Source organism: Variovorax sp. PBL-H6 (assembly GCF_901827155.1).
In the GTDB taxonomy this organism is placed as follows: domain Bacteria; phylum Pseudomonadota; class Gammaproteobacteria; order Burkholderiales; family Burkholderiaceae_C; genus Variovorax.
Genome location: NZ_LR594659.1, coordinates 239344 through 259066, shown reverse-complemented (window position 1 = coordinate 259066; position 19723 = coordinate 239344). Strand labels below are relative to the sequence as shown.

At 67.8% G+C, this 19723-nt stretch carries 20 protein-coding genes; 13 read left to right on the top strand and 7 right to left on the bottom strand.

The features are described from left to right. Positions 1-104: 104 nt before the first annotated feature. The 3 genes from G3W89_RS01265 to G3W89_RS01260 all read left to right on the top strand — a co-directional run bounded on the left by G3W89_RS01265 (position 105) and on the right by G3W89_RS01260 (position 3560). A complete protein-coding gene (locus G3W89_RS01265) occupies positions 105-1304 on the top strand; it encodes a threonine ammonia-lyase (protein ID WP_174258225.1) in 1200 nt (399 codons plus the stop codon). Between the two features lie 79 nt (positions 1305-1383). Next, positions 1384-1536, top strand: coding sequence for a hypothetical protein (locus tag G3W89_RS32925; RefSeq protein WP_174258224.1), 153 nt, complete (start codon positions 1384-1386; stop codon positions 1534-1536). 176 nt (positions 1537-1712) lie between these two features. Continuing rightward, the gene (locus tag G3W89_RS01260) at positions 1713-3560 is read left to right on the top strand and encodes a phosphoenolpyruvate carboxykinase (GTP) (protein WP_162572408.1); all 1848 of its coding nucleotides are present in this window, start codon (positions 1713-1715) and stop codon (positions 3558-3560) included. A 58-nt stretch (positions 3561-3618) separates the two neighbouring features. On the opposite strand, the gene G3W89_RS01255 is transcribed toward G3W89_RS01260, so the two are convergent. Beyond that, complete coding sequence (locus G3W89_RS01255) at positions 3619-4137, bottom strand: hypothetical protein (protein ID WP_162572407.1); 519 nt, start codon at positions 4135-4137, stop codon at positions 3619-3621. 107 nt (positions 4138-4244) lie between these two features. On the opposite strand from G3W89_RS01255, the gene G3W89_RS01250 reads away from it, so the two are divergent. Beyond that, positions 4245-5219, top strand: a complete 975-nt coding sequence (locus tag G3W89_RS01250; protein WP_162572406.1) for a LysR family transcriptional regulator — start codon at positions 4245-4247, stop codon at positions 5217-5219. Here G3W89_RS01250 and G3W89_RS32920 read toward each other — a convergent pair. Then, a complete protein-coding gene (locus G3W89_RS32920; protein WP_174258223.1) occupies positions 5216-5389 on the bottom strand; it encodes a hypothetical protein in 174 nt (57 codons plus the stop codon). The two genes, G3W89_RS01250 and G3W89_RS32920, sit on opposite strands and share 4 nt — an antisense overlap. Positions 5390-5512: 123 nt before the next feature. Here G3W89_RS32920 and G3W89_RS01245 point away from each other — a divergent pair, with 123 nt between their 5' ends. Then, positions 5513-6343, top strand: a complete 831-nt coding sequence (locus G3W89_RS01245) for a metallophosphoesterase (RefSeq protein WP_162572405.1) — start codon at positions 5513-5515, stop codon at positions 6341-6343. Between the two features lie 6 nt (positions 6344-6349). On the opposite strand, the gene G3W89_RS01240 is transcribed toward G3W89_RS01245, so the two are convergent. Next, complete coding sequence (locus tag G3W89_RS01240) at positions 6350-7894, bottom strand: alkaline phosphatase D family protein (RefSeq protein ID WP_162572404.1); 1545 nt, start codon at positions 7892-7894, stop codon at positions 6350-6352. Between the two features lie 84 nt (positions 7895-7978). Between G3W89_RS01240 and G3W89_RS01235 the strand changes: the two genes are divergently transcribed. Continuing rightward, on the top strand, positions 7979-9208 hold the full coding sequence (locus G3W89_RS01235) for a nucleoside recognition domain-containing protein (RefSeq protein ID WP_162572403.1): 1230 nt from the start codon (positions 7979-7981) through the stop codon (positions 9206-9208). A 129-nt stretch (positions 9209-9337) separates the two neighbouring features. Then, complete coding sequence (locus G3W89_RS01230) at positions 9338-9781, top strand: flavin reductase family protein (protein ID WP_443083191.1); 444 nt, start codon at positions 9338-9340, stop codon at positions 9779-9781. Between the two features lie 21 nt (positions 9782-9802). Here G3W89_RS01230 and G3W89_RS01225 read toward each other — a convergent pair whose 3' ends face one another. After that, entirely contained in the window at positions 9803-10522 is a 720-nt protein-coding gene (locus tag G3W89_RS01225) for a GntR family transcriptional regulator (protein WP_162572401.1), read from the bottom strand. A 122-nt stretch (positions 10523-10644) separates the two neighbouring features. Between G3W89_RS01225 and G3W89_RS01220 the strand changes: the two genes are divergently transcribed. The 6 genes from G3W89_RS01220 to G3W89_RS01195 are packed head-to-tail and all read left to right on the top strand — an operon-like array spanning position 10645 to position 16302. Next, positions 10645-11631, top strand: a complete 987-nt coding sequence (locus tag G3W89_RS01220; RefSeq protein ID WP_162572400.1) for a Bug family tripartite tricarboxylate transporter substrate binding protein — start codon at positions 10645-10647, stop codon at positions 11629-11631. A 19-nt stretch (positions 11632-11650) separates the two neighbouring features. Further along, a complete protein-coding gene (locus G3W89_RS01215) occupies positions 11651-12400 on the top strand; it encodes a sulfite exporter TauE/SafE family protein (RefSeq protein WP_232076254.1) in 750 nt (249 codons plus the stop codon). Positions 12401-12422: 22 nt separating this feature from the next. Then, positions 12423-13829: an amidohydrolase family protein gene (locus tag G3W89_RS01210; RefSeq protein WP_162572399.1), complete on the top strand. Its 1407-nt coding sequence runs from the start codon at positions 12423-12425 to the stop codon at positions 13827-13829. A 31-nt stretch (positions 13830-13860) separates the two neighbouring features. After that, complete coding sequence (locus G3W89_RS01205; RefSeq protein WP_162572398.1) at positions 13861-14358, top strand: BON domain-containing protein; 498 nt, start codon at positions 13861-13863, stop codon at positions 14356-14358. A gap of 57 nt (positions 14359-14415) precedes the next feature. Further along, positions 14416-15345 (top strand): DMT family transporter, encoded by a 930-nt coding sequence (locus tag G3W89_RS01200; RefSeq protein ID WP_162577266.1) that lies wholly within the window; start codon positions 14416-14418, stop codon positions 15343-15345. Between the two features lie 42 nt (positions 15346-15387). Further along, positions 15388-16302 (top strand): glutaminase, encoded by a 915-nt coding sequence (locus G3W89_RS01195; RefSeq protein ID WP_162572397.1) that lies wholly within the window; start codon positions 15388-15390, stop codon positions 16300-16302. Between the two features lie 26 nt (positions 16303-16328). Here the strand turns inward: G3W89_RS01195 and G3W89_RS01190 are convergent, their stop codons facing one another. From G3W89_RS01190 to G3W89_RS01180, 3 genes are read right to left on the bottom strand one after another with little or no spacing between them, the layout of a single operon-like run. Then, on the bottom strand, positions 16329-16721 hold the full coding sequence (locus G3W89_RS01190) for a hypothetical protein (RefSeq protein ID WP_162572396.1): 393 nt from the start codon (positions 16719-16721) through the stop codon (positions 16329-16331). A gap of 10 nt (positions 16722-16731) precedes the next feature. Next, complete coding sequence (locus tag G3W89_RS01185; RefSeq protein WP_162572395.1) at positions 16732-17913, bottom strand: OmpA family protein; 1182 nt, start codon at positions 17911-17913, stop codon at positions 16732-16734. Next, positions 17904-19526 (bottom strand): serine/threonine protein kinase, encoded by a 1623-nt coding sequence (locus tag G3W89_RS01180; protein ID WP_232076252.1) that lies wholly within the window; start codon positions 19524-19526, stop codon positions 17904-17906. Before G3W89_RS01180 ends, G3W89_RS01185 begins: the two co-directional genes overlap by 10 nt. Positions 19527-19723: the final 197 nt, after the last annotated feature.

Here is a 19723-nt window from a genome sequence, read left to right as displayed (position 1 = left end):
CAGAATCGGAAACTGATCGCGACCATAGCGCAGAGTTTTGCCTTCGGGAAGACTCGGGCACCGTAAAAACCCGGATGTTGCGATTCCGTCCCACAATGCCGCCCATGCTTGGAATCGACGACATCGAACGCGCCGCCGAGCGCCTGCAGGGCCAGGTGCTCGATACGCCCTGCGTGGAATCGCGCACGCTTTCAGAGATCGTCGGGGCGCAGGTCTTCCTCAAGTTCGAGAACCTGCAGTTCACTGCCTCCTTCAAGGAGCGCGGCGCCTGCAACAAGCTGGTCGATCTTTCCGAGAAGGGCGTCCAGGGCGTGATCGCGATGTCGGCCGGCAACCATGCCCAAGGCGTGGCCTACCATGCCCAGCGTCTTGGCTTGAGGGCGCTGATCGTCATGCCCCGCTTCACGCCGGGCGTGAAGATCGAGCGAACCCGCGGGTTCGGGGCCGAGGTGGTGCTGCACGGTGACACGCTGGACGCAGCGCGTGCCCACGCCCTGGCGCTCGCGGAGCAGGAAGGCCTGGCCTTCGTCCACCCCTACGACGACGAGGCGATCATCGCCGGCCAGGGCACCGTCGCGCTCGAGATGCTGGCCGCGGTGCCGCAGCTCGATGTGCTGGTGGTCTCGGTGGGCGGCGGCGGCCTGATCGCGGGCATGGCGCTCGCTGCCCGGGCGCGCAAGCCCGGGATCGAGATCGTGGGCGTACAGACCCGGCGCTTTCCGGCGATGGTCAATGCCGTCCAGGGCACAAATCATCCATCGGGGCAGAGCACCATCGCCGAGGGCATCGCGGTCGGCACACCGGGCGTGCTGACGCAGGCCATCATCGGCTCGCAGGTGGACGATCTGCTCCTGGTCGACGAGGGCGACATCGAACAGGCAGTGCTCATGCTGCTCGAGATCGAGAAGACGCTGGTCGAGGGCGCGGGTGCGGCCGGGCTGGCGGCGCTGATTCGGCATCCCGAGCGCTTCAAGGGCAAGCGGGTCGGCCTGGTGCTCTCGGGCGGAAACATCGACCCCCTGCTGCTGGCGGCAATCATCGAGCGCGGCATGGTGCGCGCCGGCCGGCTTGCGCGCGTGCGCGTCAGCGCGCGCGACGTGCCCGGCTCCTTGGCCCAGATCACGGCCACTGTCGCCGAAGCGGGCGCTAACGTCGACGAGGTGCACCACCAACGCGCCTTCACCATGCTGGCAGCGCAGAACGTGGATATCGAGTTGGTGTTGCAGACCCGTGGACGTGCGCATCTGGCCATGGTGCTCGAGGCCTTGCGCACGGCTGGATTCGAGGCGGACGAGCAGCGCTGAGGGTCTGGCAAGCCCCTAGATCGCGTCGTGCGGGTCCGTCGGTAAAATGGCCTCAGTTTTGCGTACACGAGGAATAAGCATGTCCAATCCCACTCCTGTCGAACCGGCCAAGGCCGCCGCCGTCGAGGACGACGCGGTCGAGTCGATCGTTCACCTGATGCCCCTGGTGCTGCCGCTGGCGGGCGGGGTGTTGATGCTCCTGCTGGCCTCCATCGCCGTCTACTTGGCCTGACATCCGGCTGCGGCAGCGGCGGACACCCCGCAGGCTGCCGCCGTTCGAGGATTGCGAGCCCCGTCTCCGGCTGCACGATCCATCCTCCCGAGACTGAAACGTTTTCTCCAACGGACCTCGATGGCCCGGCGCCACAGCCCCGTTCGAAAAGACGATTTTTCAACTTAGGAGTTTCTATGAACGCACCACTGAAGGGCCTTGCCGTACAGGCACCTGCCTACGTCAAGAACACCAAGCTGGTCGCCTGGGTCGCGGACATGGCCGCGCTGTGCAAGCCCGAAGCCATCCACTGGTGCGATGGCAGCCAGGAAGAATACGAACGCCTGTGCCAGTTGCTGGTGGACGCCGGCACCTTCAAGAAACTGAACCCCGCGAAACGGCCCAACTCCTTCCTCGCCACCTCTGACCCGAGCGATGTCGCCCGCGTCGAAGATCGCACCTTCATCTGTTCCGAGAAAAAGGAAGCCGCCGGGCCCACCAACAACTGGATGGCGCCGGCCGAGATGCGCGCCACGCTGCAGCCGCTGTTCGATGGCTGCATGAAGGGCCGCACGATGTACGTCGTCCCGTTCAGCATGGGCCCGCTGGGCTCGCCGATCGCCCACATCGGCATCGAGCTGTCCGACAGCCCGTATGTAGCAGTCAACATGAAGATCATGACCCGCATGGGCAAGGCCGTGTACGACGTCCTGGGCGCCGAGGGCGACTTCGTTCCCTGTGTTCACACGGTCGGCGCGCCGCTGCAGGCCGGCGAGAAGGACGTGGCCTGGCCTTGCAACAAGACCAAGTACATCGTCCACTACCCCGAGACCCGCGAGATCTGGAGCTACGGCTCGGGCTACGGCGGCAATGCGCTGCTGGGCAAGAAGTGCTTCGCCCTGCGCATCGCCTCGAACATGGGCCGCGACGAAGGCTGGCTGGCAGAGCACATGCTGATCCTCGGCGTCACCAATCCGGAGGGCAAGAAATACCACGTGGCTGCGGCCTTCCCGAGTGCCTGCGGCAAGACCAACTTCGCGATGCTGATCCCGCCGGCGGGGTTCGAGGGGTGGAAGGTCACGACGATCGGCGACGACATCGCCTGGATCAAGCCCGGTGCGGACGGCAAGCTGCGCGCCATCAACCCGGAGGCCGGCTACTTCGGCGTTGCGCCCGGAACCAACGTCAAGACCAATCCGAACTGCATGGCCAGCCTGGACCGCGACGTGATCTTCACGAACGTGGCCCTGACGGACGATGGCGACGTCTGGTGGGAAGGCATGGGCGAGCCCCCGGCCCACGCGATCGACTGGCAGGGCAAGGACTGGACGCCCGCCATCGCGAAGGAGACCGGCGCCAAGGCCTCGCATCCGAACGCGCGCTTTACGGTCGCCGCCGCCAACAATCCAGCGCTCGACGACGCCTGGGACGACCCCAAGGGCGTGGCGATCGATGCCTTCATTTTCGGTGGCCGACGCTCCACCACCGTGCCGCTGGTGACCGAGGCGCGCAACTGGATCGAGGGCGTCTACATGGCTGCGACCATGGGTTCCGAGACCACCGCAGCCGCTGGCGGCCAGCAGGGTGTCGTACGGCGCGACCCGTTCGCGATGCTGCCTTTCGCCGGCTACAACATGAGCGACTACTTCCAGCATTGGCTGGACCTCGGCAAGAAGCTCGAGGCCGCGGGCGCCCGCCTGCCCAAGATCTACACGACCAACTGGTTCCGCAAGGGCGCCGATGGCAAATTCGTCTGGCCCGGCTACGGCGAGAACATGCGTGTGCTGAAGTGGATGATCGACCGCATCGAAGACAAGGCCGAGGGCAAGGAGCATGTGTTCGGCGTCAGCCCGCGGTACGAAGACCTCAACTGGTCCGGCCTCGATTTCAGCGCCGAGCAGTTCGCCACGGTCACCCACATCGACAAGGCCGCATGGCAGGCGGAGCTGAAGCTGCATGCGGAGCTGTTCCAGCAGCTGGCGCATCATCTGCCCAAGGAGCTGCCAGCCACCAAGGCGGCCATCGAGCAGCGACTGGCTGCCTGAAAGGCCCGGCCAAAAGCAAAAAGCCGCCCGAGGGCGGCTTTTTTCATCACGCGATCGATCAGTAGTGCTGGCCGAGGTTCACGGCGCGCAGCGCCGAGTACAGGGTCGGCACGCTCGCGTCGGCAGCGATCTTGGCCGATGCCGCGATCTCGGTCGCCTCCGTTTCCTGGCGCGTGCTGATTGCCTGCAGATCGCGAAGAATGCGCGGATCCTGCTTGGCATAGGCCAGGAACTGCTCGTCGGCGCGGGCGGCGGCCATGCGGCGTGCCGACGTGCGAACCGCCGTCACTGTCCGAACCGCCACGCTGCGCGCGGTGCCGGCGAAAAGGCCGAGGGCTGCAAAACCCACGCCCCACATGACGAGCCAGGCGACGAGCAACCCACCGTCGTTCCAGGTCGAGATGAGCGAGTCGGCGACGACGAGCAGCGAGGCGACGATCGCCGCCAGCAGCAAGGCTGCCAAACCGCGGGCGCCGTCGAAGCTGCGGCGGGCAGAGCGAATGTGGTCGATGACGGCTTCAGCGCGGGCAACGCCCGGATGAGTGGCCGGTTGTTCAACATGGACAAAGCTGGTCATGATGAGGTCCCTCCTAGGACTGATGACTAATACCGATGCAGTGATATTAGTGGTTTCCCTAGTGCTTTTCCACTTTAGCTTCATGATGTCTATCATTCATCGTACTTATGGATGTCAACTTTCGCACATTGGACCTGAACCTCCTGCGCGTCTTCGACGAGGTGATGGCCGAGCGCAATCTCACGCGCGCGGCCCGCAATCTCTCGATCACGCAGCCCGCCGTGAGCAATGCGTTGCGGCGGCTGCGCGAAACGCTGGGCGACGAACTCGTGCGTCGCTCGGGCGCCGGCGTCGAGCCCACGCCGCGCGCAATGGCGCTGTGGCCCACCGTGCGCGGCGCGTTGCAACAACTGCAGCACACGCTGGCGCCGGGCGAATTCGATCCAGCCATCGCCGACAACACCTTCGTTCTCGCCATGGCTGATGCCACTGCAGCGGAGCTGATTCCGGGGCTGATCAAGATCGTCGAGGAAGAGGCACCCGCCATTTCGCTACGGGTCCTGCCCCTGACCACGCGCGATCCCCGACGTCTGCTCGAGAGCGAGGAGGTAGACATGGCCATCGGCTACTTTCCGGCAGTGATCGCCAACTTGGCTGCGCGCGGACAGTCCGATGCCGCCCTGCTGCCATTCGACACACAGCGGCTCTACGTGGGCGAATACGTGTGCGTGATGCGGCGTGGCCATCCGCTCGCGGGGCAGCCGCTGACGCTGGATGCGTTCTGCACGGCGCGCCACCTGCTGGTGAGCTTCTCGGGCCGGCCCTACGGCTTCATCGACCAGACGCTCGGTGCGCTGGGCCGGGAGCGGCGCATCGTGGCGACGGTCAACCAGTTCTTCACCGCCGGCCGGGTGGTGGCCAATTCGGACCTGCTGACGGTGCTACCCCGGCATTTCGTCAAGGTGACGGGTATCGACGAGCAGTTCTTGCTGCAGGAGCTGCCTTTTCAGCAGCCGCTGGTGCATGTGGACGCCATCTGGCATCGGCGGGCGCAGCACGGGCCGGCCCATGGTTGGCTGCGGCAAGCGCTGCTGCGTTCGGCAAGGGCGGCCTTTGCCGGCGCGCCCGGCGGACCGGCTTAGCGAACGACGCTGAGCCAGGCGGTCGCGGCAGCGCGCAGTTCCTGCGCGTGGTGCGCATCCAGGCCGGCGCGGGAGCCGGCGCTTTCCATCAAGGCGGTGGCTGGGCTCGAAGGGGTTTCGACGGGGTTGAAGCGAAACAGGCGTGCCGCTTGGGCAACTAGGCTGAACATGACGTTTGCGGGCGTGCAAGCCGCGCTGGAGTGGGTGATGAACCAAGATTAAGGGTTTTCCCCAATATTTCCAGCCCAACCTCATGCGCTTTGCGCATAGGGATATTCGCCTAGACTGGCGCAATGAAGCTTCAGCTGCTCTCGGATCTTCATCTGGAGGTGCATCCCCGGTGCTGCATCACGCCGGCACCCGGCGCCGATCTGCTGATCCTCGCTGGCGATATCGGCTCCTATCAATCGGGATCGCGCCTGCTCGAGCCCGACTTCGGTCTCACCCGCTTTTCACCACGCCACGGCTGGCCGACCCCGGTGCTTTACGTGCCGGGCAATCACGAATACGACAGCGCCGACTTCGACCAAACCCACGAGCGCCTGCGCGCGTTGTGCGAGGCACTGGAGATCCAGTGGCTCGAGCGCGAAAGCCGCGTGATCGACGGCGTCCGCTTCATCGGCACCACCTTGTGGGCCGACTTCGATGCGCTGATCGAGCACGGCGACAGCATGAGCGAGGCCCTGAAGAAGCGCGGCAAAGCGATGCGTGCCGCCAACTTCTACTTGGAGAAAGCAGGGACCATGCGGGCCGGCGAGATCTTTCTCGCCGACGCGTTGAGAGAGCACTCACTGACGTGCCAGGCCTGGCTGCGTCAGGCATTGGCTCAACACTTCGAGGGGCCGACCGTGGCTGTCACGCACTTCGCGCCGACGCTGGCGAGCGCCGATCCGCGTTACGGACTGAGCCCTGGCACTGCGGGCTTCTGCAACTCGCTGGACGAGCTGCTGCCCCGCGCCGACCTGTGGCTTCACGGCCACCTGCATTGCGCCTTCGACTATGTGAAGGACGGTTGCCGGGTCGTGGCGAACCCGCTGGGCTACGAGACCAAGGGGGAGCAGGAGGGTTTCAGACCCGAGCTGCTCATCGAGGTGCCGCCGAGGCGTCCAGCGCGCACCGCCTGAGCAGGCTCATGCCGGCTTCACGCCCGCATGGCCGGCTTCGACGGCGAAACGCGCCTGGGTGTGGAAGCGCGCGTCGGGCGCCGCCGGATGCGCAGTCGCGCGGAACTCGCACTGCATGGCCTTGGGTGTGGCCTCGATGAAGGCATAGCCGCGCTCGTCGCCGCGCGCATGCAGCACGTCGGGGTTGTCGCGCTGCAGCCATTCCATCGAGGTCCGGCTGGCGCCGCGCGAGCTGATCGAGCCGCCGACGAACTCGCTTGCGACCACCGGCGACGCCGTGTCGTTGGGCACCACGCGCAGGTCGGCGGCCACGTACCGGTGCACGTCGCCGCCCAGCACCACCACGTCGCGCAGGCCTCCCTCGCCGATGCCTTGCAGCAACTGCCGCCGCGCCTCGGGATAGCCGTCCCAGCCGTCGGTCCAGGATTGGCGGCCCCGCGGCGCATCGAGGCTGGCGGAGCTCATCTGGGTGGATTGCCCCAGCAGCTTCCATTGCCTTCCGGATGCCGCCAGGCCCTGCGCGAGCCACCGCGCCTGGTCGGCGCCGAGCATGGTGCGCGACGGGTCCGCCAACGCCTCGCAGCCGATCACCAGGCGTCCCCAGTCGTGCGCCGGGTCCGGGCAGACGTGGTGGCTGCGGTACTGCCGCGTGTCGAGCGTCCAGAGCTCGGCCAGCCGCCCCCAGGCGAAGCGGTCGTGAATGCGCATCGCGGCCCCTTGCGGCGGCAGCAGCAGCGGCATGTGCTCGAAGTAGGCGCGGTAGGCCGCCGCGCGGCGCTGCAGGAAGAGCGCAGGCTCGGTGTACGCCGGGTCGCGATCGTTGGCGTAGTCGTTGACCACCTCGTGGTCGTCCCAGGTCAGGATCCACGGGTGGGCTGCATGTGCGGCCTGCAGATCGGCGTCGCGCTTGTACAGCGCATGGCGCGCTCGGTATTCCTCTAACGTCAACGGAATGGGCGCTCCGTGACGGCGCGGCATCGGCCCCTGGCTGCTGCCTTCGTAGATGTAGTCGCCGGCGAAGAGCACGAAGTCGAGCTCGCGCGTCGAGATCTCGCGATGCGCCGCGTAGTAGCCATGCTCGTAGTTCTGGCAGGAGGCGAGTGCGAAGCGCAGCCGCGGCACCGCCGCATCCACGGCAGGGGCCGTGCGCGTGCGTCCGACCGTGCTGCGTGCATCACCGCAGCTGAAGCGGTACCAGTACTCGCGTTGCGGCGCCAAGCCTTGCACGTGCACGTGCACGCTGAAGGCGTGCGCCGCTTCGGCATGCACTTCCCCCTGCATGACAGGTCGCTTGAGCTCGGCATCGCCGAAGACTTCGTAGTGCACGGCGCAGCGCTGAAGACCCTCGAAACCCGGCTCGTCGTCCTCGGCCACCAGCCGCGTCCAGAGCACGACACTGTCCGGCCGCGGCTGGCCGCTGGCGACTCCGAGCGTGAAAGGGTTCGAACGCCAGCGCGGCGCCGGTTGCGCGCGCGCAGGCGGCGCGGCCGCCCAGCCGCACAGGGCGAGCCACAGCGCGGCGCGATTCAGATCTCGACGGCGAAGATTCATAGGTCTTTCAAGGAGAAGAGGACGCCACGGCGCCGCCTATGATCGCGCGCAACTTCGAAGAACGGCATCGGCAAAGGGATACGCGTGCTCAACGGCTTGTGGCTCGGCTTTTTTCTGGCGGCAGCCTTGGCCGCATTCTCGCGCTGGCTGATCGGCGGCGATGCGACGGTGTTCGCCGCCATCGTGGACAGCCTGTTCGGCATGGCCAAGCTCTCGGTCGAAGTGATGGTGCTGCTGTTCGGCACGCTGACGCTGTGGATGGGCTTCCTGCGCATCGCCGAGGCCGCGGGCCTGGTCGCTGGTCTTGCGCGGCTGCTCGGCCCCCTGTTCCGGCGGCTCATGCCCGAAGTGCCCGCGGGGCATCCGGCGCTGGGCCTCATAACCATGAACTTCGCGGCCAATGCACTGGGCCTGGACAACGCAGCCACGCCCATCGGGCTGAAGGCAATGCGCGAGTTGCAAAGCCTCAATCCGAGCGCGACCACGGCGAGCAATGCGCAGATCCTGTTCCTCGTGCTCAATGCCTCGTCTCTCACGCTGCTGCCCGTCACCATCTTCATGTACCGTGCGCAGCAGGGTGCGGCCGATCCGACCCTGGTGTTCCTGCCGATCCTGCTCGCCACCAGCTGCTCGACGCTGGTGGGCCTCCTCTCGGTGGCCTTCGTGCAGCGGCTCAGGTTGTGGGACCCGGTCGTGCTCGCGTATCTGCTGCCCGGCGCACTGCTGCTCGCCGGCTTCATTGCGCTGCTGGCCACGCTCTCGGCTGCCGCGCTGGCCTCGCTCTCCTCGCTGCTGGGCAACCTCACGCTCTTCGGAATCGTGCTCGTCTTCCTGCTGGCCGGCGCGCTGCGCCGCGTCAAGGTCTACGAGTGCTTCGTCGAGGGCGCAAAGGAAGGCTTCGACGTGGCGAAGAACCTGCTGCCCTACCTGGTGGCAATGCTGTGCGCAGTAGGCGTGCTTCGGGCTTCGGGTGCGCTGGAGTTCGTGCTGTCGGGCGTCCGCTGGGCGGTCGGCCTCGCGGGCTGGGACACGCGCTTCATCGACGCCCTGCCCACTGCGCTGGTCAAGCCCTTCTCAGGCAGTGCGGCGCGCGCGATGCTGATCGAGACCATGCAGAGCCAGGGTGTCGACAGCTTCGCGGCGAAGGTTGCAGCCACCATCCAGGGCAGCACGGAAACCACCTTCTACGTGCTGGCCGTTTACTTCGGCGCCGTGGGCATCCATCGGGCCCGGCACGCGGTGGGTTGCGCGCTTCTGGCCGAGCTCGCCGGTGTGCTGGGTGCCATTGGCGTCGGCTACTGGTTCTTCGGCTGAACCCGGGAGGCGGCGCCCGCCGGAGTGATCGGCCAGAATATCCCCTCACTTCGCAGCTCCTCCGTGACCGCTCCCGCCCAGGCGAAACCGCCCTCCTTCACGACCGACGAATTCCGCGCAGCCCTGGGCATGTTCGCGACCGGCGTCACCATCGTCACCGCGCGCGCGGCCAACGGACGGCTGGTCGGCCTCACGGCCAATTCCTTCAACTCCGTGTCGCTCGATCCGCCGCTGGTGCTGTGGAGCCTGGCGCGCAGCGCCGCCTCGATGGTCGCGCTCAGCACTGGCTCGCACTATGCGATCAACATCCTGGGCTCCAACCAGAAGGACCTGGCCGAGCGTTTCGCCACCAAGGACGTGGACCGTTGGGTGGATGTCGCCTTCACCGAAGGCTACGGCGGCGCGCCGGTGCTTGCAGGCGTGGCGGCGAGCTTCGAATGCTTCAACCGCAGCCGCTACGACGAAGGAGACCACGTGATCTTCGTCGGCGAGGTCGAGCGCTGCGCGCACAGCCCCGGCGCCTCTCCGCTGCTGTTCCACGGCGGCCGGTTCTATACCGAGCACCCGCTGTAGTCGCTGACGTCGCTGTGAGCCTCAGCGCCGGAGGCTGAGCTTGTAGCGGAAGGTGTCGGCACGGTAGACCGCGACCTCCACATGGACCGGGCCGCCGCCGGACAGGTGCAGCAGCCGCTCCACCTGCAACACCGGCGCCCCAGGCTTGAGCTGCAACAGCTTCGCCTCCTGCGGCTTCGCCAGGCCGGCTCCGATTTCGAGCTGTGCCTCGCCGATGTCGAGCCCGCCCTCGTGCTCGAAGACCTCGATGAGGTCGCGCTGCGAGAAATCGACGCGCGCCAGCCGTTCCCCCAGGAAGCGCGGCAGCCAGGAACTGTTCACCGAGAGCGGCTCGCGGTCCAGGTAGCGCAGCGTCTGCAGGTGGTACACCACCTCGCCGGCCGGCAATTGCAGCTGTCGTGCCACCGAGGCGGGCGCCTTCACTTCGCGCCATGCGAGCCGCTTGCTGCTGACTGCGTGCTGTTCAAGCGACAGCGCCTCGTTCAGTCCCTGCAGCCGGTTGAGACTCTGGGATGCCTTCGAATGGGACACGAATGCCCCTTTCCCGTGCAGCTTGACGATCAGGCCCTCGGCCTGGAGCGCACTCAGCGCCTGCCGCACGGTAATGCGGCTGACGCCGTGCGCCGCCGTCAGTTCTGATTCGGAAGGCAGCTTGGCCCCCGGTTCGAGTTCGCCGTCGAGGATGCGCGCGCGCAGCGCGTCGCGAAGCTGCGCGTGCAAGGACTGAGGAAGCTCAGACATCGATGGCCTTGACGCCGACGCTGGCATACGACTTGCGTCGCTTGTCATAACTTGTCATAACAAGTAGATTCTGCACCGCCAGGGTGCTTCTTTCCGTTCATTCACCGACCAAGGAAACGACCATGTCCGCAGCCCGAGCCTTCTTCTTCCGTTCCACCGCCGCCGCGATGGCGCTAGCCGCCGGCACGGCGGCCCAGGCGCAAAGCTATCCCGCCAAGCCGATCACGCTGATTGTGCCGTTCGCCGCCGGCGGTGGCGTCGATGCCACGGCGCGCCTGCTCACCGCCAAGCTCGGCGAGCAGCTCAAGCAGCCGGTGGTGATCGAGAACGTGGCGGGCGCTGCCGGCACCATCGGCACGCAGAAGGCGGCTCGCGCGGCGCCGGACGGCTACACCCTGCTCTTCGCGGTGGCGAGCCCGCTCAACGTGGCGCCGCTGGTGGCACCGTCGGCGGTGCGCTACGACAGCTTCAAGGACTTCGTTCCCGTCGCGACCGTGGGCACCTCTCCCTTCGTCCTCATCGGAAAGCCCGCCCTGCCCGCTCACACCACCGCTGAACTGATCCAGCTGGCGAAGGCGCAGCCCGGCAAGCTCAACTTCGGCACCGACGGGGTGGGCACGTCGCTGCACGTCACGGCCGAGATGTTCAAGCAGCGCGCGGGCATCGACCTGACGCACGTGCCCTACAAGTCGGGCCCCCAGGTGCTGACCGACGTGGCCGGCGGCCAGGTCGACCTGGCCGTGCTGCCGCTGTCGCTGGCACTCCCCTTCGTGAAGGACGGCAAGGTCAGGGCGTTCGGGGTGACCTCGCTGGCCCGCTCGGCCATCGCGCCGGCCATTCCCGCACTTGCGGAGTCGCCCGAACTCAAGGGCATGGAGATGGATGCGTGGCTCGGCCTGCTGGCGCCCGCCGGTACCCCGGCCGCGGTGACGGCGACGTGGGTCAAAGCCCTCGATGCCACGCTCAAGGACCCCGAAGTCATCCGCAAGCTCGCCGAAATTGCCGTCAAGCCGCAGTTGATCGCAGGCCCTGCCTTCGGCGACTACCTGGCGAAGGAACGCAAGACCATCGCCGGCGTGGTGCAGACTGCCGGCATCAAGGCCGAATAGAAAAACAAGGATCGTCTCCATGCTGATGTCGCTCGCCAGTGCCTGGATCGTGCTGCCTGCCGTGTTGCTCGCCGGCGGCCTGATCGGCGCGAGCGGCATCGGCGGCGTGCTGCTGGTGCCGGTGCTGACCAAGCTCGGGGCGGTGCCGCTGCCGCAGGCCATCGCCGCAGCGTCGCTCGGCTTCGCCCTGCCGGCGCTGGTGGCGCTGCGCCCGCTCATGCGCGAGCGCGCGCAGGCGGCGCGCTGTGTCCCTTTGCTGGCCGGCGCCCTCGCGGGGGCGGCCGCGGGCGCGCTGCTGGTGCGCTGGTTGCCTGCCGCCGCGCTGATGACCGGGGTGACCCTGCTGGTGCTGTTTTCGGGCTGGCGCGGCCTGCGCGCCTCGGCGATGAAGTCGGAACCCGCGGCTCCGCTCGGCACGCCGGTGCTGCTTGCACTCGGTATCGCGGTAGGGCTCGGTTCCGCGCTCACGGGCACCGGTGGCCCGGTGCTGGTCTTGCCGCTGCTGATGCTGCTGCGCCAGCCCGTCGTCTTCGCGGTGGTGGCCGCGCAGGCGGTGCAACTGCCCGTGGCCTTGGCCAGCAGCACGGTGCATGCGATCGAAGGCCGCCTCGATCTCCGGCTGGCGGCCCTGTGCGGCCTGCTGATGCTCGCGGGCTCCATCGCCGGGCAGCGCGCCGCCGCCGGCCTGAACATGCGGCAGCTGCAGCGCTTCGTCTCGCTGCTGCTGCTGGCCGTGGGTGCCTGGTTCGCCTGGCTGCTGCTGGCCTGATCGATTCATCCAAGGAAACGCCATGCTGTCTCCCGAACTCCTGCAGTCAGGCCAGCCGCTGCTGCTGGCGCCCGAGTGGGTGATGCTGACCGACGGCCCGCGCCAGGGCCTGGGCGTGGTGGTGCGCGACGGCCACTTCGCGCAGGTGGCCCCGCTCGCCGAGGTGCGCGCAGCGCAACCAGGCCTCGCGGCAATCGAACTGCCGCAGCGCCTGCTGATGCCGGGCTTGATCGACACCCATACCCACCTCACGCAGTCCTTCGGCAAGGCATTGGCCTTCGGCGAGCCTTCGGAGATCTTCCGCCGCATCTGGGTGCCGATGGAAGCCACGCTCGACGCCGACGCCGCGTATCTGTCCGCCAAGCTCTCGGCACTGGAATCGCTGCGCGGCGGCTTCACCACCGTGGTCGACGCGGGCACGCGCTCCGAAGCCGGCCTCGATGCCGTGGCGAGCGCAGCGCGCGACGCCGGCATCCGCTGCGTGCTCGGCATGATCTGCAACGACGCCGGGCTGGATGGCGACGAAGCTGCTGGCCGCCGCATCCTCGATGCCGCGGCCACCTTCCTCGCGCGGCTCGAACACGATCCCCTGGTGCATCCCTCGCTCGCGATCTCGATTCCCGAGGCCGCGACTGACCGCATGCTGCGCGCGGTCGCGGCGCTCACGCTCGAAAGCGGGCGGCGCTTCCAGACCCACGTCAACGAACACCTGGCGGCCGTCGAGCGCTCGCTCGTCGCGCGCGGCCTGCGCCCGCTCGAGCTTCTGCAGGCCTGCGGCGCGCTCAACGCCTCGGCCCTGCTGGCCCATGCCACGCTGCTGACCCCGCGCGAGCTGGGCCTCTTGCGCGACAGCGGCGCCGCGGTGGCCTACAACCCCGTGGCCAGCCAATGGAAAGGCAACGCCGTGCTCGACGCCGGGCTGCTCGAAGTGCTCGGCGTGCCTTTCGGCCTCGGCACCGACGGCACGCGCGCCGACGGCTTCCGCCTCATGGATGCCGCCGAGGCCACGCAGCGCCTCACGCAGGGCCTGGCCAACGGCGACTCTTCCTGCGGCGGCGGCTGGCTCTGGCTCGACCATGCGACGCATCGAGGCGCGGACGCCGCCGGACTGGGCGCGCGCACCGGCCGCATCGCAGAGGGCCTGGCCGCCGACTTCCTGCTCCTCGACCTGGACGTGCCCGAGTTCGTGCCGAGCTGGGACCTGAGCTGGGAGCTGGTGCGCTTCGCGAACCGCGATCAGATCGAAGCCGTGTTCGTGCACGGCGCGCTGCGTCTGTGGAAGGGCTGGCCAGTCGATTGGGACGCCCGTGCGCTGATGCGCGAGGTGGCGAAGATCGCGCGCCGCGATGTCAGCCGCGCGCCGATCCAGCGCGTGCATCCGGTCGCCGATCTGCACCGGTCCCGACAGCGCCCCGGCAACACCGCCTGACGCTTTCGTACGGGCGGGCTACGATCGGCCCATGCCTTCACGCCTGCGCCGCGGCGCGTTCGTGGCCCTGCTCGCCATCGCTTGCGTGGCGGCCTCCGCCGGCCCCGAGAAGAAAAACTGGTTCGACGATCCCTTCTTCCAGGTGTCGTCGGGCGCGCGCGGCTGCCCTGTGCCCGAAGGCCCGCTCTACACCGCCGAGGAGCGCCGCTCGCAAATGCATGCGCGGCTGGAGCGCGGCACCAGTTGCTGGCTGGAGGGACGCTGCAAGGACAGCAACGCCTACCGCTACGACAAGGCCATCGCGCCCCAGGTGCAGGCCGCTCTCTCCGCCGTGCCGGGCGTCCGACGCGCCAGTGTCTGGGCCGTGGTACAGCGGCGCTGGGTCTACCTGCAGGGCTGCGTGCCGTCGCGCACGCTGGCGCGCCGGCTCGGGAAGGCCGCGCGCGCCGTGGCCGACGTCGAACTGGTCGTCGACGACCTGATGATCGGCACGCGCGGAAAGCCGCCGTATCCCGCTGCAAGTCCGTGACCCGCATCGCGAGAGAGACAAAGACGTGCAGAGCAAAACATGGACAGAGCAAGAACGATGATCGACCGCAAGGACCACCTCGACACCCGCGCCACCTCCCTGCTGATCGCCTGCTGCGCCTTCTGGGGCCTGCAGCAGATCCTGATCAAGACAACCGTCACCGAGGTACCGCCGCTGTGGCAGGCCTCCATCCGCATGGCGGGCGCGATCCTGCTGTTGTGGTCGTGGTGCCTGTGGCGCCGCGTGCCGCTTTTCGAGCGCGACGGCACGCTCCGAGGCGGCCTGCTTGCCGGCCTGCTGTTCGCGGGCGAGTTCGTCTGCATCTACCTCGGGCTGCAGCACACCACGGCGTCGCGGCTCACGGTGTTCCTCTACACCTCGCCCTTCGTCGTGGCACTGCTGCTGCCGCGCTTCGCGCCGACCGAGCGGCTGCGCGGCGTGCAGTGGCTGGGCCTCGCGATCGCGTTCACCGGCGTTGTGGCCGCCTTCAGCGAGAGCTTCGGCCACAGCAGCTCCGGCCAGTTGCTGGGCGATGCGCTGGCCCTTGGGGGCGGCGTGCTGTGGGGCCTGACGACGCTCGCGATCCGCACTACGCGGCTCGCGACCGCGAGCGCCGAGAAGACGCTCTTCTATCAGATCGCGGTCACTGCGGCGGTATCGCCTGTGCTGTCGCTCGCGCTCGGCGAACGCTGGGGCCTCACCTACTCGAGCTATGCCTGGTTCTCGATCTCGCTGCAGACCGCCATTGGCGCCTTTGCGAGCTATCTGGCCTGGATGTGGATGCTCAGGCACTACCCGGCCACGCGGATCTCTTCCTTCACCTTCCTCACGCCGCTGTTCGCGCTGGTCTTCGGCGTGGTGCTGCTCGGCGAACCGCTCACGCTGCAGTTGGTGCTGGCGTTGGCAGGCGTGGCCCTGGGCCTCGTACTGGTGAACCGGCGCACGAGCCCGGCGGTGCAAGCCGAAGCCGTGCGTCGCGCTAACTGAAGAAAATTCGTTCGACATGCACGGCACGCGCAGACGCGAGTGATGAACTTCCAGCCTCTCCTCGACGAGATCAATGAAGAGATCCGGCCGCTGCTGGGCCGGACCGGCACGGTGGCCAGCTACATCCCCGCGCTTGCACGCGTGGCAGCACAGCAGTTCGGCATCGCGCTGCGCACCTGCCAGGGCGAGGAGGCCGCAGCCGGCGATGCCGCCACGCCCTTCTCCATCCAGAGCATCTCCAAGCTCTTTACCCTCACGCTGGCGATGCGGCACCTGGGCGATGGGTTGTGGGAGCGCATCGGCCGCGAGCCATCCGGCAATCCGTTCAACTCGCTGGTGCAGCTCGAGAGCGAGCAAGGCAAGCCGCGCAACCCGTTCATCAATGCAGGCGCCATCGCGGTCGCCGACCGCCTGCTGAGTCGCGGCGACGCCAAGTCGGAACTGCTGGCGTTCATGCGCAGCCTGTGCGGCGAGCCGATCCTCTTCGATGCCGAAGTGGCGGCCTCCGAGGCGGCCACCGGCTACCGCAACTACGCGCTCGCCAATTTCATGAAGAGCTTCGGCAAGCTCGACAACGCGGTCGAACCCGTGCTCGACCTCTACTTCCACCAATGCGCGCTGCGCATGAGCAGCGTGCAGCTGGCGCGCGCGGCCGGCTTCCTGTGCCGGGACGGCCGCCATCCGCTCGCCGGCGAGGCCGAGATCACCACCGAGCGCCATGCGCGTCGCATCAACGCGCTGATGCTGACCTGCGGCACCTACGACGCCGCTGGCGACGTCGCCTTCTCGATCGGCCTGCCCTGCAAGAGCGGCGTGGGCGGCGGCATCGTCGCGGTGGTGCCCGACCGGCTCACGCTGTGCGTCTGGTCACCGGCGCTCGACGCAACGGGCAATTCGCTGCTGGGTCGGAAGGCACTGGAGCTGTTCGTCGCAAAGACCGGGCTGTCGGTGTTCTGAGCCCCACCCCGGCGCGGAGCGCGGGCTCAGCCGGGCCGGACCGGTTCGTAGTCCTTTTGATCCGCGAGGATCGATGCCGCCCTGTAGGCGGAGCGCCCCGCCGTCTTCGTGTAGACCACCAACGTCTTCCATTGGCGCTCGCGCTCCTGAGGGGTCATGGAAGTGCCCTGCTTGAGGAGCACCTGGCTCACTTCGAGCAAGGAAATCGCGGCCGTGAGACAGAAGTGCACCGCCGACGCCTCAGGGTCCTGTTGGTACCTGGCCTGCTCGGCGTGCAGCGCCATGGCCTGGTCCTTCTCGCTCATGGAGGCGAGAAGCGTCGGTCCGTAGAAGGGGATGGCGCGCCGGTCCGGCTTGGCGCTGCCCAGGGCCTGGTCGAGCTCGGCCAGCGCGCGTTCGATGTTCAGCATCGTGCTCATGACATTTTCCTCAGGCCGCGCAATCCACGATCGCAAAATCGACGCGGCGATCCGGCGCGTCGACGACATCGTCGGTGCCGCTGCCCACCAGGTTGTGCCTCGAGCCCATGCCGATGGTCCGGGTGCGTGCCGCGAGTTCGGTGGACTCTGCACTCAGCTTCTGCTTGATGAACAAGGCACGCCGGGCGGACAGGCTGTCGTTGACCTCTTCCGGGCCCGTGCTGCTGGTGTGGCCCACGATGTCCATGCAGACCTTCGCGTTGCTCGCCTGCCTGGCGATCTGGCGCAGCCACATGCCATAGGCGCTGGTGAGACGGGGGTCGGCCCAGAATTCCGTGCTGCCGGGATTGAAGAGGAACTTCACGCTCAGGTTCTTCTGCGCGAGCCCATAGGCGACCAGGCGCCCGAATGCGCCTTCGGCCTCGGCCGTACGCCCGAGCTTGACGCTGCTGAGGTAGACCCCGCTCAGGACCCGGATCTGGTTGCCGGCCGGCGTCGCGGCCAACCCTCGGTATTCGACCAGTGCCTCGCGATAGCGCCCGCTGTTGTAGAGCCTGGCCGCGTCGTTGATGGACGCCGCCGCGCCGATCCTGCCCAGATAGCTCGCGTCGGCCTGGTTGCCCGCCCGCGTCTGGGTCGTGCGAAGGTAGCCCTCCACCGTCTCGTCCTTCATGAGCACGGGGCTGTCGCGGTAATAGCCGATCGGCTTCATGTCGGCAGGGTCCAGTCGTGCCAGCACCGAGCTCTGGGCCAGCACGCCGCCGGTCTTGAGATCCAGCAGCGCAAGGTCGAGGCGATGCCCGCCCTGTGCGCGCGACACGGAGCCGACGATCAGGTACTCCGCGGACTTGAGGTTGGCCGCCTCGAAGGGGACGAGTTCGAAGTACCGGGCCTGCTGCACACGCTCGCCGATGGCAACGTCCAGTTGCTGCGTGGCGGACGTCTGCTGTCCGCTGTCGGCATCGAGGGTGGGGTCGAGCACGACCGCGCGCCGTTGCGTGCCGGCCAGCATGCTGGAAAACGGCTGCGCCTGGTCGAGCAGCGCGTCGGCGGCAACGCGGATGGCCCGGTCATACGGCAGGGCCTCGGCAGCCACCTTCGAGGTGCTGCAGCCTGCAAGGGTCGATGCACCGATGCCCAGCAGCAGGCCGCACAGCAGCGGCAAGGTGAAGACATGAGGTCTTATTTGCATTGGCTCTTCTGGAAGGTGAGTTCGTCGGGACTCAAGCTGTCCAGCGACGATTTCAGGACGAGGTCGCTGCATCGCTGCAGCGTGCTTGCCGCAGCGAGGGCCGGCGCCGGGGTGGCGTTCGCGCGCGCAGCGCGCGGCCCAGCTTCAGAGGACTGCGGCGCAGAGGCCGGGGATTTGGCTCGCGTTGCAGCAGGGCGCACTGCGACCACCGGGACCGGTTTGAGGGGCGCACCCGAGCTCGCCGATCCCCGAACTGCGGCTTCGGACGATTCCGCCGGCGCCGGGTTGGAGAGGACCGGTGCCATGTCTTTCACTGCCCGCGTGGGTGGCGCCGCAAGCGCCTGCGGTTCGGGAACCGCTGCCGCAGCCGGCACGACCTGCGCGGGCGTCTGTGCCTGAACAGGTCCGCGCCGAGCGCCCAACCACCATGCTGCGCCGCAGGCAAGAACGAGCGCGAGGAGCATTGCCGGGCGGAATGCAGTGCGATGGGGCGAGGGCGTCGTGAGCGCTGTCGATTGGGTGGGCGCGAAATCGGTTGGCGGTTCCGCATGCAGGTCGGGACTCTCCGCGGCGATCACGACGGTGACATTGGCCGCAGCGAGTGGCCCCGCTTCGGAGGCGGGCGCTCGGGCGGGCGCCAACGCCGGCCGGATCGCTTCGATCGGCTGCGCATCCATCGATGCGCGGAACTCCGCGACGTCCTGGGGCCTGGCTTCCGGGCGCAGCGAGAGGGAGGCATCGATGGTGCGCAGGAATCCATCGCTGTAGAGGCCTCCATAGGTGTCCGCCAGGGGCTCGAAGCTGTCGCTCACCACCCGTCCCGCCGAAGCCGGCGGCAACTGCCCGGAGATCGCGTAGTAGACGACCCCGGCCAACGCGTAGATGTCGGTCCAAGGGCCCTGGGTCATCGCGCCGCCGTACTGCTCGATGGGCGCGAAGCCCGGCTTCAGCACCGCGGTCAGGCTCTGGGTCATGTCGCTGATCACGCGCCGGGCGGCGCCGAAGTCCAACAGGACCGGCCCCAGGCTGGTGAGAAGGATGTTGTCCGGAGAGATGTCGCGGTGCAGGCAGTTCTCGCGGTGGATGACCGCGAGCGCATCCAGCAGGGGGTGCAGCCATTCGCAAAGCTGGTCCTGCGAAGGCGCGGTCTGCTCGCCGGCCAGCACTTCCTTCAGCGTCGGACCTTCGTAGTACGGCATCGCCATGTAGGCGGTCCCGTTGGCTTCCCAGAACCGCAAGACCTTGAGCAGCGCGGGATGGTCGAACCGGGCGAGGAGGCGGGCTTCGTTCAGGAAGCTCTTGAGGCCCGCGTCGAAGGTGCCTCGGTGGCGCTCGGAGCGCATCGACACAGTCAGAGCGTCATCGCTGCGGATGGCGAGCGTCGAGGGCATGTACTCCTTGAGCGCCACATGCCGTTCCAGCACCGCGTCCCAGGCCAGATAGACGATGCCGAACCCGCCTTCGCCCAGGGGACGCAGGATCTGGAAGCCCTCGATCGTCGTTCCCTCGAGAAGTGCCTGCCTCGAAAGCGCGCTGGTCCATCGCCGGTCTCTGTCGCCGGAGGCCTCCACCCGTGTGGACGGGACAGTGGCCGTGTACGCGGGCTGCAGCACAGTTCGAGCCTGGGCGCGCAGGGGTGCGTCCTTCAGGGGCCTGACGCAGCCGATGCAGAACCTTGCCGCCGCTCGATTTGCGGCTCCGCAGCTGGGGCAGATCGCTTCCATCCGGGGACCCGGGCCGACGACTTCACGATCCCGCACAGCTTCAGGCGACAGAGGTGTGGCGGACATGACGTCGACGAGCCGAGTCG

Bases quoted from the DNA above. Each gene is read 5' to 3' on its own strand.
- G3W89_RS01230 (WP_443083191.1), top strand. From the start codon at position 9,338: ATGTTCGCGACCGGCGTCACCATCGTCACCGCGCGCGCGGCCAACGGA.
- G3W89_RS01185 (WP_162572395.1), bottom strand. From the start codon at position 17,913: ATGCAAATAAGACCTCATGTCTTCACCTTGCCGCTGCTGTGCGGCCTG.
- G3W89_RS01240 (WP_162572404.1), bottom strand. From the start codon at position 7,894: ATGAATCTTCGCCGTCGAGATCTGAATCGCGCCGCGCTGTGGCTCGCC.
- G3W89_RS01225 (WP_162572401.1), bottom strand. From the start codon at position 10,522: ATGTCTGAGCTTCCTCAGTCCTTGCACGCGCAGCTTCGCGACGCGCTG.
- G3W89_RS01195 (WP_162572397.1), top strand. From the start codon at position 15,388: ATGAACTTCCAGCCTCTCCTCGACGAGATCAATGAAGAGATCCGGCCG.
- G3W89_RS32920 (WP_174258223.1), bottom strand. From the start codon at position 5,389: ATGTTCAGCCTAGTTGCCCAAGCGGCACGCCTGTTTCGCTTCAACCCC.
- G3W89_RS01220 (WP_162572400.1), top strand. From the start codon at position 10,645: ATGTCCGCAGCCCGAGCCTTCTTCTTCCGTTCCACCGCCGCCGCGATG.
- G3W89_RS01190 (WP_162572396.1), bottom strand. From the start codon at position 16,721: ATGAGCACGATGCTGAACATCGAACGCGCGCTGGCCGAGCTCGACCAG.
- G3W89_RS01260 (WP_162572408.1), top strand. From the start codon at position 1,713: ATGAACGCACCACTGAAGGGCCTTGCCGTACAGGCACCTGCCTACGTC.
- G3W89_RS01205 (WP_162572398.1), top strand. From the start codon at position 13,861: ATGCCTTCACGCCTGCGCCGCGGCGCGTTCGTGGCCCTGCTCGCCATC.
- G3W89_RS32925 (WP_174258224.1), top strand. From the start codon at position 1,384: ATGTCCAATCCCACTCCTGTCGAACCGGCCAAGGCCGCCGCCGTCGAG.
- G3W89_RS01215 (WP_232076254.1), top strand. From the start codon at position 11,651: ATGCTGATGTCGCTCGCCAGTGCCTGGATCGTGCTGCCTGCCGTGTTG.
- G3W89_RS01265 (WP_174258225.1), top strand. From the start codon at position 105: ATGCTTGGAATCGACGACATCGAACGCGCCGCCGAGCGCCTGCAGGGC.
- G3W89_RS01200 (WP_162577266.1), top strand. From the start codon at position 14,416: ATGATCGACCGCAAGGACCACCTCGACACCCGCGCCACCTCCCTGCTG.
- G3W89_RS01210 (WP_162572399.1), top strand. From the start codon at position 12,423: ATGCTGTCTCCCGAACTCCTGCAGTCAGGCCAGCCGCTGCTGCTGGCG.
- G3W89_RS01255 (WP_162572407.1), bottom strand. From the start codon at position 4,137: ATGACCAGCTTTGTCCATGTTGAACAACCGGCCACTCATCCGGGCGTT.
- G3W89_RS01245 (WP_162572405.1), top strand. From the start codon at position 5,513: ATGAAGCTTCAGCTGCTCTCGGATCTTCATCTGGAGGTGCATCCCCGG.
- G3W89_RS01250 (WP_162572406.1), top strand. From the start codon at position 4,245: ATGGATGTCAACTTTCGCACATTGGACCTGAACCTCCTGCGCGTCTTC.